A 13,683-nucleotide genomic window follows, 5' to 3' on the forward strand; every position below is an offset into this window, starting at 1 on the left:
CAACGCTCAGGGGAACCCGAACGTTCCCCTCCCACTGTGCCAGTTTCCGCCGGGGCGTGCGCGAGGCCCCCGTCAACGCGGTCCATACAAAGGGCGGTGCAAAAGCGTACAAGTCTTGCCCAACCTCAGCCTGCGCCTGCGCTTGCGCACCCGGTTCGCGTATGGTCACGCTCATCTACCCCCGGCGACCCGTGGTGCATCCGTGATCCGATTCGACAACGTCTCCAAGGTCTACCCCAAGCAGACCCGTCCCGCACTCAGGGATGTCTCCCTGGAAGTGGAGAAGGGCGAGTTCGTCTTCCTCGTGGGGTCCTCCGGCTCCGGAAAGTCCACCTTCCTGCGGCTGATCCTCCGCGAGGAGCGGTGCAGCCACGGCCAGGTGCACGTGCTGGGCAAGGACCTCGCGCGCCTCTCCAACTGGAAGGTGCCGCAGATGCGCCGCCAGCTGGGGACCGTCTTCCAGGACTTCCGCCTGCTGCCCAACAAGACGGTCGCGGAGAACGTGGCCTTCGCGCAGGAGGTGATCGGCAAGTCCCGTGGCGAGATCCGCAAGTCCGTGCCCCAGGTGCTCGACCTCGTCGGCCTCGGCGGCAAGGAGGACCGGATGCCCGGCGAGCTGTCCGGCGGCGAGCAGCAGCGCGTGGCCATCGCGCGCGCGTTCGTCAACCGGCCCAAGCTGCTGATCGCCGACGAGCCCACCGGCAACCTCGACCCGCAGACCTCCGTCGGCATCATGAAACTGCTCGACCGGATCAACCGGACGGGCACCACCGTCATCATGGCGACGCACGACCAGAACATCGTGGACCAGATGCGCAAGCGCGTCATCGAGCTGGAGAAGGGACGTCTCGTGCGCGACCAGACCCGCGGCGTCTACGGCTACCAGCACTGACCCGCCGCCCCAGTTCGTCCACGGAAAGGCACAACCCGACGCCATGCGCCCCCAGTTCGTCCTGTCGGAGATCGGTGTCGGTCTCCGCCGCAACCTCACGATGACCTTCGCCGTCATCGTCTCCGTCGCCCTGTCGCTGGCGCTCTTCGGCGGCTCCCTGCTGATGAGCGACCAGGTGAGCACCATGAAGGGCTACTGGTACGACAAGGTCAACGTCTCGATCTTCCTGTGCAACAAGCACGACGCCGAACAGGACGTGCACTGCGCCAAGGGCGCGGTGACCGAGGACCAGAAGAAGCAGATCCTCTCCGACCTGCACAAGATGACCATCGTCGAGAAGGTGGCGTACGAGTCCCAGGACGAGGCGTACAAGCACTACAAGGAGCAGTTCGGCAACTCGCCGCTGGCCGGCTCCCTCACGCCGGACCAGATGCAGGAGTCGTACCGGATCAAGCTCAAGGACCCGCAGAAGTACCAGGTGATCGCGACCGCGTTCAACGGCCGCGACGGCGTGCAGTCGGTGCAGGACCAGAAGGGCATCCTGGACAACCTCTTCCAGCTGCTGAACCTGATGAACCGGGGCGCGCTCGGCGTGATGGCACTGATGCTGTTCGTGGCGCTGCTGCTGATCGTCAACACGGTGCGCGTGTCGGCGTTCAGCCGACGGCGTGAGACCGGCATCATGCGCCTGGTCGGTGCCTCGGGCTTCTACATCCAGGCGCCGTTCATCGCCGAGGCCGCCGTCGCCGGGCTCATCGGCGGTGGCCTGGCCTGCGTCTTCCTGGTGGTCGGCCGGTACTTCACGATCGACCACGGCATGGACCTGTCCCACAAGCTCACGCTCATCAACTTCGTCGGCTGGGACGCCGTGTTGACCAAGCTCCCGCTGATCCTCGCCACCAGCGTGCTGATGCCCGCCCTGGCGGCGTTCTTCGCGCTGCGCAAGTACCTGAAGGTGTGACGCAAACCAAGGCGACGGACGGGGCAACGGGCCGTGACGACGGGCCCGTTGTCCTAGACTCACCGCCATGTCCGGCCGCGACCCGCTCTGTCCGACCTTCCGAGCCCGCCAAGGGGCCGCGCTGACCTTGGTCTTCGCCGGAGTACTCGTCGCCGGGGCGGTCACCGGGGCCTTCCCGGACCCCGACCACACGGCGCGCCGCACCACCGCCGAGCCGGTGGGCGCCGCGCTCCACGAGGACGTTCGGGAGGCCGCCGCACGGGCCATGGCCGACGGCACGTCCCCGATGGAGGCCGCCGAACGGGCCGTCAGCCGCAGCGGGGACCGCTGGGGCGCCGTCTACTCCGAGGGCGAGTACCAGGAGTTCCAGGACTCCCTCGACGGCCGCTACACCGGCGTCGGCCTCTCCGCGGCGCGCGAGCAGGACGGCCGGATCGAGGTGACCGGCGTCCGGCCCGGCTCGCCCGCCGCCGCGGCCGGCATCCGCACCGGCGACCGGCTGCGCAGCGTCGACGGCGCCAGGGCCGACGGCCTGCCGGTCACCGAGGTGGTCTCCCTGCTGCGCGGCGACGCCGACGACGCGCCCGCCGGGACGACCGTCACCCTCGGCCTCCAGCGCGGCGGCCGCACCTGGACCGAGACCCTGCACCGGGCCACGCTGTCCACCGACTCCGTGACCGTGACCCGGCGGTCCGGCCGGGTCACCGTGATCCGGGTCGCCGCCTTCACCCGGGGCACGGGCGCCGAGGTCCGCGAGGCACTGCGCGCCGCGCCGGCCGGCGACGGGATCGCCCTGGACCTGCGCGGCAACTCCGGCGGCCTGGTCACCGAGGCCGTGGCCGCCGCCTCCGCCTTCCTCGACGGCGGCCTGGTGGCCACCTACGACGTCGACGGCGCCCAGCGCGCCCTGCACGCCGCGCCCGGCGGGGACACCGCCCGGCCGCTGGTCGTCCTGGTCGACGGCGGCACCATGAGCGCGGCCGAACTGCTCACCGGCGCCCTCCAGGACCGGGGGCGCGCGGTCGTGATCGGCTCCCGCACCTTCGGCAAGGGCTCCGTCCAGATGCCGACGAACCTGCCCGACGGCTCGGTGGCCGAGCTGACCGTGGGCCACTACCGGACTCCGTCGGGGCACGCGGTCGACGGCCGGGGCATCACACCCGACCTGGAGGCCGGGGACGGCGTCCTGCGGCGCGCCGAGACGGTTCTCGCCGGCCTGGGCGACGCCCGTTAAAGGCTGGCCGCGAGGCCCCCGCGTAGTGCGAAAATGGACGGCACTATGAGCAAGGGAATGTACGTACCCAAGGAGTCCCAGCCCAAGCAGGGCGGCGGGGCGGGCAAGGCCCGGGACGGCGAGAAGGGCGGCAAGCGCAAGATCGTCGCCCAGAACAAGAAGGCCCGGCACGACTACGCGATCATCGACACCTACGAGGCCGGACTCGTGCTCACCGGCACCGAGGTCAAGTCGCTGCGCGAGGGCCGGACCTCGCTGACCGACGGCTTCGTCCAGATCGACCGGGGCGAGGCATGGCTGCACAACGCCCACATCCCCGAGTACCACCAGGGCAGCTGGACCAACCACTCCGCGCGCCGCAAGCGCAAGCTGCTGCTGCACCGCGAGGAGATCGACAAGCTGGAGTCCAAGGCCCAGGAGACGGGGCACACCATCGTGCCGCTCGCCGTGTACTTCCGGGACGGCCGCGCGAAGGCCGAGATCGCGCTCGCCCGGGGCAAGAAGGAGTACGACAAGCGGCAGACTCTGCGGGAGAAGCAGGACCGGCGCGAGTCGGACCGCGCCATCGCGGCGGCGAAGCGGAGGCAGCGCGGCGTGTAGCCCCGGGGAATACGCTGGCATCGGCCTGCGTTGTTCCCGTACGATGGCAGCAGCATCGGGCGCTGGTCCGGTGCGCACCTTGAAAAAACAACATGGGGATGATCGGTTTCGACAGCGGCTGTCGAAGCAGGGGAAGCGTGTCGAGGAAGCGGCCATGATCTCGTAAACCACAGGCCGAAACAAATAATCGCCAACACCAAGCGCGATTCCTTCGCCCTCGCTGCCTAAGTAGCGACTTGCGAAGTGTCAGCCCGGGGCTGTTCCCGACCCGGATCCTGGCATCAGCTAGGGAACTAAACCTTGATCCCGGTCACGGGGTGAAGAGGGAAATCAAACAGTGACTGGGCCCGTCGGCGACTTGTTCGCGTGATCGCCGGGGCCGAGAAAAGCACAGCGAACTGCACACGGAGAAGCCCTGATTCCGCACCGTTGGACGCGGGTTCGATTCCCGCCATCTCCACGAACCCCTCCGGGGGCACCCCATGTGGGCGAAGGCCCCGTCGCTTCGAGCGGCGGGGCCTTCGTCATGCGCGCCCGGCGGGGGCGTGGCGCGCAGGCGGCCCTTGCCGGTTCCGTTCGTACACCGTCACCCGCCGACCGCGCGCCCGCCGGTCCGCCACCACGGTGAAGTACCGCCCCAGGACGGCGCTCTTGGTCCGGTCCCGCCCCGTCGGCCGGTCGGTCGGTGCCGCGTCGGTGACCAGCAGGATCCGCCGCTGCGCCGGCATCGCCGACCGTATGCGCCCCGGAGCCGCCTCCTCGCCGCTCAGCGTGCCGGACGCCACGGGGCCCCTGGCCGGCGCGATGTCCCGGAGGCCGGCGAAGTCGTCGGGACAGACCAGCGCGGAATCACGCCGGGCGACCGGCACGAACAGCACCGCGTCGCCGGCCTGCTTCAGCCGCCGCACCTCTCCGGTCACCGCCCGGACGTCGTCCACCCGGCTGTCCCAGCTGCGCGTGGCCGGCGACTGCGGCAGCAACGCCGCCATCGCCGTCGCGAGCGCCACCGGCACGAGCCACGGCGCCGCCCGGGGGAACCGGGGCGGCGCCGCCCGCACCGCCGCGTGCAGCGCCGCGCCGATCAGCAGGGCCGGCTGGCTCCCCGCCGCGACCGGCCCACGCCACCCCCTGCCCCCGGGTCGGCTACCGCAGCCGGGCCGAGGCGAGGTGCACCGTGAAGCCGCAGGGCACGGTGCCCTCGGGGCTCGTCAGGTCCGCGACGTCGGCGAAGAAGTCCTCCCGGAGCCGCGCGACGGCCGCCGTGTCGAGCGGGCCCAGCTCGTAGAACCCGGAGACGGAGTCCCAGACCCGGGCCACGGGGCCGCCGAGATCGATGGGCACGCTCCGCCACCGCACGGGACCGAAGCCCACGGGCCGCAGGATCTCGTCCAGCCCCGCACGGCTGCGTGTGCGCCGGTCCCCGAGGGACGGAACGCGCGACGAGGCGGGTGCCTCGTCGACCGCGCGCCTCAGCAGCCGTCCGAACCGCTCGAACGCCTCCCCGCCGACGGGGCCGCCGCCGACCACACAGGCCAGCAGCCCGCCCGGCGCGAGCACCCGCGCGATCTCCGCGGCGACCCGCTCGATCTCGTTCATGAGCATCAGCGCGAGGTGCGACACACAGGCGTCGAACCCGCCGTCCGCGAACGGCAGTTCCTGCGCCCGCCCGACGGCCAGCCGGGCCCCGGCCGCCGCGGGCCGGCGCCGGGCGGCCGCCAGCGACTCCGGCGACAGGTCCACCCCGGCGAGCCGCCGCCCCTCGTCGCGGGCCAGCAGTTCGAGCAACAGCCCGTCCCCGCAACCGAGGTCCAGCACGCGCCTGCTCCCGGCGACCTGATCGCACAGGAGCTGGTAACTGGACCTCCCGTCGGGCGCCCGCCCCGACCCGAAGGCCTCGGCGGTCACGGCGGGACGCTCGGCGTGGAAGGCGCGGAGGAAGTCCTCCGGCGCGGCGCTCTTCGTCATCCGCCCAACGTAGGGCGCCCCGGCGCGACGACGCGAGCGCGGCAACCGCCGTCCCGGCGGCGGATGTTCGCCGCCCCCGTCCGGCGCGGGGGGTTCCGGGGACCGCGTCGGACGGGCACTGTGGGAGGAGGGCGATGTGAGACCTCCCCGTATGCCTAGGCGGTGACAGGCACATGGCACTGCGGTTCGATGCCGGACGGGTTTGTCTGGATCTTCTGGCCACCGGCCACCCCCGCGAACAGCTGGTTTCCGTCGGCGCGCTGTGCGCGTGGATACAGGGGGCGGGGATCGTCCCGGCCGGGACCGCGCTGGAGCACGCCGACGCCACCTGGCTCGGGCGGTTCCGGGAAGTGCGGGGCCACGTCCAGCAGTTGGTGCGGCCCGGCGGCGGGGACACCGCGGCGTACCGGCGGGCCCTCGTCCGGGTCAACGACCTGGCCGCGGCCGCGCCCCCCGCCCCCCGCGCGGTGCGCCGCCAAGGTGGGGATCTCGTAAGAGAACTCGCCGCGCCACCCGGGCCCGCCGCGCTGCTTGCCCTCCTCGCCCGGGACGCCGTGGAGCTGATCACCGATCCCGTCGCGCGGGCCGCCGTGCGGGAGTGCGAGGGGGACAACTGTTCGCTCGTCTATCTGGACACCTCCCGGGGCAGGCGCCGCCGCTGGTGCTCCAGCGAGGTCTGCGGCAACCGGGAGCGGGTCGCCCGGCACCGGCGGCGGGCCACCCTGGCCGCCCGTGCGTGAGCCGCCCGCGCCCCGCCGCGCGATCTCCGCTCCCCGCGCCGTACGCCGTGGGGCGCCGTAGCCTCGCGGGCCCCCTTCGCGTACGGTTGACGGCTGCCCAGCACGTCAGAAGGGGGCCCGGTGGCCGCTCAGGTTCAGCATTCCGCGGTCGGCTCGGTACAGGACGCACACGATTCCGCCCGTGACCGAGAGATCAGCGTCGAACAGGCACACCTGGACCGGGTGTACCGGCGGCTCGAGGAGAAGATCCACGAGGCCGAGTTCCTGATGAACGACGCGGCCAAGCGCGGCCAGGTCGGCACCCCCGGCGCGCTCGCCGAGCGGGACGCGCAGGTCTTCCGCGCCGGCATCCACCTCAACCGGCTCAACAACGAGTTCGAGGACTTCCTGTTCGGGCGGATCGACCTGCTGCTCGGGAAGGACGGCAAGAAGGGGCCCGACGGCGCCTACACGGCGGTGGAGCCGGCCGAGGGAGCCGTGCGCGAGGACAACACCGCCGACATCGCCGAGACCCTGCACATCGGGCGGATCGGCGTGCTGGACGCCGAGTACGCGCCCCTCGTCATCGACTGGCGCGCGCCCGCCGCCGCGCCCTTCTACCGGGCCACCCCCGTGGAGCCCGGACGGGTGGTGCGCCGGCGCGTCATCCGGTCCAAGGGGCGCCGGGTGCTCGGCGTCGAGGACGACCTGATGAGGCCCGAGCTGACCGCCCGCCTCGACGGCCGGGAGCTGGCCGTCATCGGCGACGGCGCCCTGATGGCCGCCCTCGGCCAGGCCCGCGGCCACACCATGCGGGACATCGTCTCCTCGATCCAGGCCGAGCAGGACCTCGTGATCCGGGCGCCCGCCGCCTCCATCACCTACGTCGAGGGCGGGCCCGGCACCGGGAAGACCGCCGTCGCGCTGCACCGCGCCGCCTACCTGCTGTACCAGGACCGGCGGCGGTACGCCGGGGGCATCCTGATCGTCTCGCCGACCCCGCTGCTCGTCGCCTACACCGAGGGCGTGCTGCCCTCGCTCGGCGAGGAGGGGCAGGTCGCGATCCGGGCGATCGGTTCGCTGGTCGACGGCGCGGAGGCGACGCTGTACGACTCCCCGTCCGTGGCCCGGGCCAAGGGGTCCCACCGGATGCTGAAGGTGCTGCGGAAGGCCGCCCGGGGCGCCCTGGAGCTGGGGCCGGCCGCTTTCGCGGGGCACGAGGACGACGACACCGAGGGGCCGCGCGCCCCCGGGACCGCCCCGACCCGACTGCGCGTCGTCGCCTTCGGGCGCCGGCTCGAACTGGAGGCCGAGGAGCTGGACCGGATCCGCCGTACCGCCCTCGGCGGCACCGCGCCCGTCAACCTGCTGCGTCCGCGCGCCCGCAAGCTGCTGCTGGACGCCCTGTGGGAGAAGTCCGGGGCCGGCGCCCGGCACACCGACCCGGAGCTGGCCGCAGAGCTGCGGTCGTCGTTCGACGAGGACATCACGACCGAGGACGCCTTCATCGGCTTCCTCGACGCGTGGTGGCCGGAGCTGACCCCGGCACGGGTGCTGGACGCGATGGCCGACGAGAAGCGGCTGGGCCGCTGGGCGCGCAGGATCCTGAACCCGGGGGAGGTGCGCAAGGTGGCCCGCTCGCTGAAGCGGGACGGCCACTCGGTGCACGACATCGCGCTGCTGGACGAGTTGCAGGCGATCCTCGGCGTCCCGGCGCGGCCCCGCAGGAAGCGCGAACTCGACCCGTTGGACCAACTCACCGGCCTGGAGGAGCTGATGCCGGTGCGCGAGGAGAGCCAGCGGGAGCGGGCCGAGCGGCTGGCGCAGGAGCGCACCGAGTACGCGCACGTGATCGTCGACGAGGCACAGGACCTCACGCCGATGCAGTGGCGGATGATCGGCCGGCGCGGCCGGCACGCCACCTGGACGGTGGTCGGGGACCCGGCGCAGTCGTCCTGGTCCGACCCGGACGAGGCGGCCGAGGCCCGCGACGAGGCCCTGGGCAGCCGCCCCCGGCGCCGCTTCCGGCTGACGGTGAACTACCGGAACCCGGCGGAGATCGCCGAGCTGGCCGCCCGGGTGCTCGCGCTCGCGATGCCCGGCTCCGAGTCGCCCACGGCCGTGCGGTCCACCGGTGTCGAGCCGCGCTTCACCGTCGTGGGGGAGTCCCTGGAGGCCACCGTGCGGGCCGAGGCCGAGCGGCTGCTCGGGCTGGTGGACGGCACCGTCGGCGTGGTCGTCGCGATGAACCGGCGCGAGGAGGCGAGACGCTGGCTGGCCGGGCTCGGCGACCGGGTGGTGGCGCTCGGCAGCCTGGAGGCCAAGGGCCTGGAGTACGACGCCACGGTGGTCGTCTCGCCCGCGGAGATCGCGGACGAGTCCCCCGCCGGGCTGCGCGTGCTCTACGTGGCGCTGACGCGGGCCACCCAGCAGCTCACGGTGGTCTCCGGGGAACGGGACGAACCGGACGCGGCCGGGGTGCCGGACCTGCTGCGGGACTGATTTTCCTGTGAACTGCCCGCAGGGGGAATGGCAGTCGGCATCCGTTTGTTAGCCTGGGTACGGCACCGGCTCGATCCAAGCCCCCGGGCCCAACCTTCGTCCCTTCGAGGGACCACTTGCCGCGAGGCGAGCATGGCGGGCCGGTGTCCTTAACGTGGAGGCCCACGTCACGGAAGTGACGTGGGCCTCTTTTCGTTGTCCTGTTCTCGATCCCGCGGGCGCCACGAACGCCGGGGCGCCCCCCTTCCCTTGCCCGACTGTTTCTCGTATTGTGGAAACCGTTTTCCGAAAGTATGCCGCCGTTCGGTAACCGCACATGAACAAAACGTCCGTAACCAAGGGCGACTACCACGTACTCAGCGGTAGGTGCGACGATCGGACGGCACAACTCGCGACACGGTGAAAGCAGAGGAAGTCGGCCATGGCAACGGCGCCCAGCGTCTCCTACTCGATGACCATCCGGCTGGAGGTGCCCGCGAGCGGAACCGCCGTCTCGCAGCTCACCAACGCCGTGGAGTCCTCCGGAGGCTCGGTGACCGGCCTCGACGTCACCGCGTCCGGCCACGAGAAGCTCCGTATCGACGTCACCATCGCGGCCACCTCCACGGCCCACGCCGAGGAGATCGTCGAGAAGCTGCGCGGCATCGAGGGCGTCACCCTCGGCAAGGTCTCCGACCGTACGTTCCTGATGCACCTCGGCGGCAAGATCGAGATGCAGTCCAAGCACCCCATCCGCAACCGTGACGACCTCTCCATGGTCTACACGCCGGGTGTGGCCCGCGTCTGCATGGCCATCGCCGAGAACCCCGAGGACGCCCGCCGCCTCACCATCAAGCGCAACTCCGTTGCGGTCGTGACGGACGGCTCCGCCGTGCTCGGCCTCGGCAACATCGGCCCCAAGGCCGCGCTGCCCGTGATGGAGGGCAAAGCCGCCCTCTTCAAGCGCTTCGCCGGCATCGACGCCTGGCCGATCTGCCTGGACACCCAGGACACCGACGCCATCGTGGAGATCGTCAAGGCGATCGCCCCCGGCTTCGCCGGCATCAACCTGGAGGACATCTCCGCGCCGCGCTGCTTCGAGATCGAGGCCCGGCTGCGCGAGGCCCTGGACATCCCCGTCTTCCACGACGACCAGCACGGCACCGCCATCGTGGTGCTCGCCTCCCTCACCAACGCGCTGCGCGTCACCGACAAGGCGATCGAGAACATCCGGGTCGTCATGTCGGGCGCCGGCGCCGCCGGTACGGCCATCCTCAAGCTGCTGCTCGCGGCGGGCGTCAAGAACGCCGTCGTCGCCGACATCCACGGCGTGGTGCACGCCGGCCGCGAGGACCTGGTGGACGCCCCGGCCGACTCCCCGCTGCGCTGGATCGCCGACAACACCAACCCGGAGGGCCTCACCGGCACCCTGAAGGAGGCCGTGCGCGGCGCGGACGTCTTCATCGGCGTCTCCGCCCCGAACGTCCTGGACGGCGACGACGTGGCCGCCATGGCGGACGGCGCGATCGTGTTCGCGCTCGCGAACCCGGACCCCGAGGTCGACCCGGCGGTCGCCCGCCAGACGGCCGCCGTGGTGGCCACCGGCCGCTCCGACTTCCCCAACCAGATCAACAACGTGCTGGTCTTCCCGGGTGTCTTCCGTGGCCTGCTGGACGCGCAGTCGCGTACCGTCAACACCGAGATGATGCTCGCCGCCGCGAAGGCCCTCGCCGACGTGGTCAGCGAGGACGAGCTGAACCCGAACTACATCATTCCGAGCGTCTTCAACGACAGGGTCGCGGGAGCCGTCGCCGGCGCGGTGCGCGAGGCCGCCAAGGCGGTCGGCGCGACTGCCTGACCAGGGCGTGTCGTACGGTGCCGGGGGCTGTGAGGATCACCACGGCGGACCCCCGCTCCGGCGCGTCGCGGAACCACCTGGTACCGGGCGCCCTCTAGGGTGGCGCCGATCGGGCCCTTTTCGTGTGACTCCCCAGGGTGTTCTCACGACTCCTACGGGTGCCGGATTGGCTTTCCCGCCGCAGGTAGGGGCAGGATGCGTCCCTGGGCGCGAGCGCATCGGCATCGCAGTGCCTGCGGCCTGACCGCCGCGTGGCACACCCCAACGGCAAGAAAAACACGGGAGTAACAACATGAACCGCAGTGAGCTGGTGGCCGCGCTGGCCGACCGCGCCGAGGTGACCCGCAAGGACGCCGACGCCGTGCTGGCCGCGTTCGCCGAGACCGTCGGCGAGATCGTCGCCAAGGGCGACGAGAAGGTCACCATCCCCGGCTTCCTGACCTTCGAGCGCACCCACCGTGCCGCTCGTACCGCGCGCAACCCGCAGACCGGCGAGCCGATCAACATCCCCGCCGGCTACAGCGTGAAGGTCACCGCGGGCTCCAAGCTCAAGGAAGCGGCCAAGGGCAAGTAAGCGCGTAGGCGCTCCGCTGTGCGGCGCCGGTCCGCGGGTCACCGCGGGCCCGCCGTCGCCGATCGCGCGGCTGCCCGCGCCCCGTGGGGCGCGGCCCGGCGGGCGGCGCCGCGAAGAGCCGACGATGCCAACAGGGCGGCCCCCCTCGCACCGAGGGGGGCCGCCCTGTTTGCCGTTTGCTCCGGGGTCAGCCGAGGGCCTTGCCCGGCAGCTCGACCTTGGCGCCGAGCTCCACGAGCTTCTCCATGAAGTTCTCGTAGCCGCGGTTGATCAGGTCGATGCCGTGGACCCGGGAGGTGCCCTCGGCCGCGAGCGCGGCGATCAGGTAGGAGAAGCCGCCGCGCAGGTCGGGGATGACCAGGTCGGCGCCCTGGAGCCGGGTCGGCCCGGAGACGACCGCGGAGTGCAGGAAGTTGCGCTGGCCGAAGCGGCAGTCCGAGCCGCCCAGGCACTCGCGGTAGAGCTGGATGTGCGCGCCCATCTGGTTGAGGGCCGAGGTGAAGCCGAGCCGGGACTCGTAGACGGTCTCGTGGATGATCGACAGACCCGTGGCCTGGGTGAGGGCCACCACCAGCGGCTGCTGCCAGTCGGTCTGGAAACCGGGGTGTACGTCCGTCTCCAGGGCGATGGACTTCAGCTGGCCGCCCGGGTGCCAGAAGCGGATGCCCTCGTCGTCGATCTCGAAGGCGCCGCCCACCTTGCGGTAGGTGTTCAGGAACGTCATCATCGAGCGCTGCTGGGCGCCGCGGACGTAGATGTTGCCGCCGGTCGCGAGCGCCGCAGAGGCCCAGGAGGCGGCCTCCAGGCGGTCCGAGAGGGCCCGGTGGGTGTAGCCGCTCAGCTTGTCCACACCGGTGATCCGGATGGTCCGGTCGGTGTCCATCGCGATGATCGCGCCCATCTTCTGCAGCACGCAGATGAGGTCCTCGATCTCCGGCTCGACCGCCGCGTTGGACAGCTCCGTGACGCCCTCGGCCAGCACGGCCGTCAGCAGCACCTGCTCGGTCGCGCCCACGGACGGGTACGGCAGCCGGATCTTCGTGCCCCGCAGCCCCTTCGGCGCCTCCAGGTACTGGCCGTCCGCGCGCTTCTCGATGGTCGCGCCGAACTGCCGCAGCACGTCGAAGTGGAAGTCGATGGGTCGGCCGCCGATGTCGCAGCCGCCGAGGCCGGGGATGAACGCGTGCCCGAGCCGGTGCAGCAGCGGGCCGCAGAACAGGATCGGGATACGGCTGGAGCCGGCGTGGGCATCGATGTCAGCGACGTTGGCGCTCTCGACGTGGGTCGGGTCGAGCACCAGCTCGCCGGGCTCCTCGCCCGGACGGACCGTCACCCCGTGCAACTGGAGCAGGCCGCGTACGACGCGCACGTCACGGATGTCCGGAACGTTGCGCAGCCGGCTCGGCGCGCTGCCGAGCAGCGCGGCGACCATGGCCTTCGGTACGAGGTTCTTCGCACCGCGGACACGGATCTCGCCCTCAAGCGGGTTTCCGCCGTGGACAAGCAGGACATCGTCGTTGACGGTCATGAATCTCGCGTTCCGATCAGATGGGCAGGGGACCGCCGATCACCGGGCGGGCCGTGGGACAGGGTAATCGCCGATCACCCCCCGCCCGTAAGTCCGCGGACCGCCCCGCCGTGTCATGGGTGTGTCACAACACGAAACGTCCTTGATCGGGCACATGGGGTCACCGGCCGCGCGCGTGCGCCCAGGCCGCTTCCGTGCTCCCTGAGCTGCGTTCACTCCCGCACTCCGATTGGCTCCCCACTCCCGGGGAAGATGCGGGATCATGTCTGGCATGACCGAGGTGTCCTCGCTCACAGGGCGGCTGCTCGTGGCCACCCCCGCCCTGGCGGACCCGAACTTCGACCGCGCGGTGGTGCTCCTCCTCGACCACGACGAGGAGGGTTCCCTCGGCGTCGTACTGAACCGCCCCACCCCCGTGGGCGTCGGCGACATCCTGGAGGGCTGGGCCGAGCTGACCGGCGAGCCCGGCGTCGTCTTCCAGGGCGGTCCCGTCTCGCTGGACTCGGCGCTGGGCGTCGCGGTCGTCCCGGGCGGGGCGAACGGCGAGCGGGCCCCGCTGGGCTGGCGGCGGGTGCACGGCGCGATCGGCCTGGTCGACCTGGAGGCGCCGCCGGAGCTGCTCGCCCCGGTCCTCGGTTCCCTGCGCATCTTCGCCGGGTACGCGGGCTGGGGCCCGGGCCAGCTGGAGGACGAGCTGGCCGAGGGGGCCTGGTACGTCGTCGAGTCCGAACCGGGCGACGTCTCCTCGCCGGCCCCGGAGCGGCTGTGGCGCGAGGTGCTGCGGCGCCAGCGCAGCGAGCTGGCGATGGTGGCCACATATCCGGACGACCCTTCGCTCAACTGATGGCCGGGCGCTTCAGTACCCTGGCGG

12 protein-coding genes and 1 other RNA gene are annotated in these 13,683 nt (G+C 71.7%); 10 read left to right on the top strand and 3 right to left on the bottom strand.

The features are described from left to right. Positions 1 to 202 precede the first annotated feature (202 nt). The 5 genes from ftsE (at position 203) to ssrA (ending at position 4,150) form a co-directional block, all read left to right on the top strand. Positions 203 to 892 carry a cell division ATP-binding protein FtsE gene (gene ftsE, locus HZZ00_RS03435; RefSeq protein ID WP_070022695.1) on the top strand — a complete coding sequence of 230 codons (690 nt, stop codon included), beginning with the start codon at positions 203 to 205 and terminating at the stop codon, positions 890 to 892. A gap of 43 nt (positions 893 to 935) precedes the next feature. Further along, entirely contained in the window at positions 936 to 1,853 is a 918-nt protein-coding gene (ftsX, locus tag HZZ00_RS03440; RefSeq protein WP_070022696.1) for a permease-like cell division protein FtsX, read from the top strand. Between the two features lie 67 nt (positions 1,854 to 1,920). After that, positions 1,921 to 3,087, top strand: a complete 1,167-nt coding sequence (locus tag HZZ00_RS03445) for a S41 family peptidase (protein ID WP_180330818.1) — start codon at positions 1,921 to 1,923, stop codon at positions 3,085 to 3,087. Positions 3,088 to 3,144: 57 nt separating this feature from the next. Further along, complete coding sequence (smpB, locus tag HZZ00_RS03450; RefSeq protein WP_257585909.1) at positions 3,145 to 3,687, top strand: SsrA-binding protein SmpB; 543 nt, start codon at positions 3,145 to 3,147, stop codon at positions 3,685 to 3,687. A gap of 94 nt (positions 3,688 to 3,781) precedes the next feature. Further along, positions 3,782 to 4,150: a transfer-messenger RNA gene (ssrA, locus tag HZZ00_RS03455) on the top strand. 61 nt (positions 4,151 to 4,211) lie between these two features. Here the strand turns inward: ssrA and HZZ00_RS03460 are convergent. Then, positions 4,212 to 4,694: a hypothetical protein gene (locus HZZ00_RS03460; RefSeq protein ID WP_180330819.1), complete on the bottom strand. Its 483-nt coding sequence runs from the start codon at positions 4,692 to 4,694 to the stop codon at positions 4,212 to 4,214. 136 nt (positions 4,695 to 4,830) lie between these two features. Further along, positions 4,831 to 5,652 carry a class I SAM-dependent methyltransferase gene (locus HZZ00_RS03465; RefSeq protein WP_180330820.1) on the bottom strand — a complete coding sequence of 274 codons (822 nt, stop codon included), beginning with the start codon at positions 5,650 to 5,652 and terminating at the stop codon, positions 4,831 to 4,833. A 173-nt stretch (positions 5,653 to 5,825) separates the two neighbouring features. Here HZZ00_RS03465 and HZZ00_RS03470 point away from each other — a divergent pair, with 173 nt between their 5' ends. The 4 genes from HZZ00_RS03470 to HZZ00_RS03485 all read left to right on the top strand — a co-directional run bounded on the left by HZZ00_RS03470 (position 5,826) and on the right by HZZ00_RS03485 (position 11,284). Continuing rightward, complete coding sequence (locus tag HZZ00_RS03470) at positions 5,826 to 6,392, top strand: ABATE domain-containing protein (protein WP_180330821.1); 567 nt, start codon at positions 5,826 to 5,828, stop codon at positions 6,390 to 6,392. 120 nt (positions 6,393 to 6,512) lie between these two features. Beyond that, entirely contained in the window at positions 6,513 to 8,873 is a 2,361-nt protein-coding gene (locus tag HZZ00_RS03475) for a UvrD-helicase domain-containing protein (RefSeq protein ID WP_180330822.1), read from the top strand. Positions 8,874 to 9,294: 421 nt separating this feature from the next. Beyond that, positions 9,295 to 10,710 carry an NAD-dependent malic enzyme gene (locus tag HZZ00_RS03480; RefSeq protein ID WP_180330823.1) on the top strand — a complete coding sequence of 472 codons (1,416 nt, stop codon included), beginning with the start codon at positions 9,295 to 9,297 and terminating at the stop codon, positions 10,708 to 10,710. Between the two features lie 292 nt (positions 10,711 to 11,002). Continuing rightward, positions 11,003 to 11,284, top strand: coding sequence for an HU family DNA-binding protein (locus tag HZZ00_RS03485; RefSeq protein WP_023550134.1), 282 nt, complete (start codon positions 11,003 to 11,005; stop codon positions 11,282 to 11,284). Between the two features lie 187 nt (positions 11,285 to 11,471). On the opposite strand, the gene murA is transcribed toward HZZ00_RS03485, so the two are convergent. Next, the gene (gene murA / locus HZZ00_RS03490; protein WP_070022703.1) at positions 11,472 to 12,812 is read right to left on the bottom strand and encodes a UDP-N-acetylglucosamine 1-carboxyvinyltransferase; all 1,341 of its coding nucleotides are present in this window, start codon (positions 12,810 to 12,812) and stop codon (positions 11,472 to 11,474) included. A gap of 271 nt (positions 12,813 to 13,083) precedes the next feature. Here murA and HZZ00_RS03495 point away from each other — a divergent pair, with 271 nt between their 5' ends. Beyond that, positions 13,084 to 13,656 carry a YqgE/AlgH family protein gene (locus HZZ00_RS03495; RefSeq protein WP_180330824.1) on the top strand — a complete coding sequence of 191 codons (573 nt, stop codon included), beginning with the start codon at positions 13,084 to 13,086 and terminating at the stop codon, positions 13,654 to 13,656. Positions 13,657 to 13,683: the final 27 nt, after the last annotated feature.

Source organism: Streptomyces sp. NEAU-sy36 (assembly GCF_013423905.1).
GTDB classification, from domain to species: Bacteria; Actinomycetota; Actinomycetes; order Streptomycetales; family Streptomycetaceae; genus Streptomyces; species Streptomyces misionensis.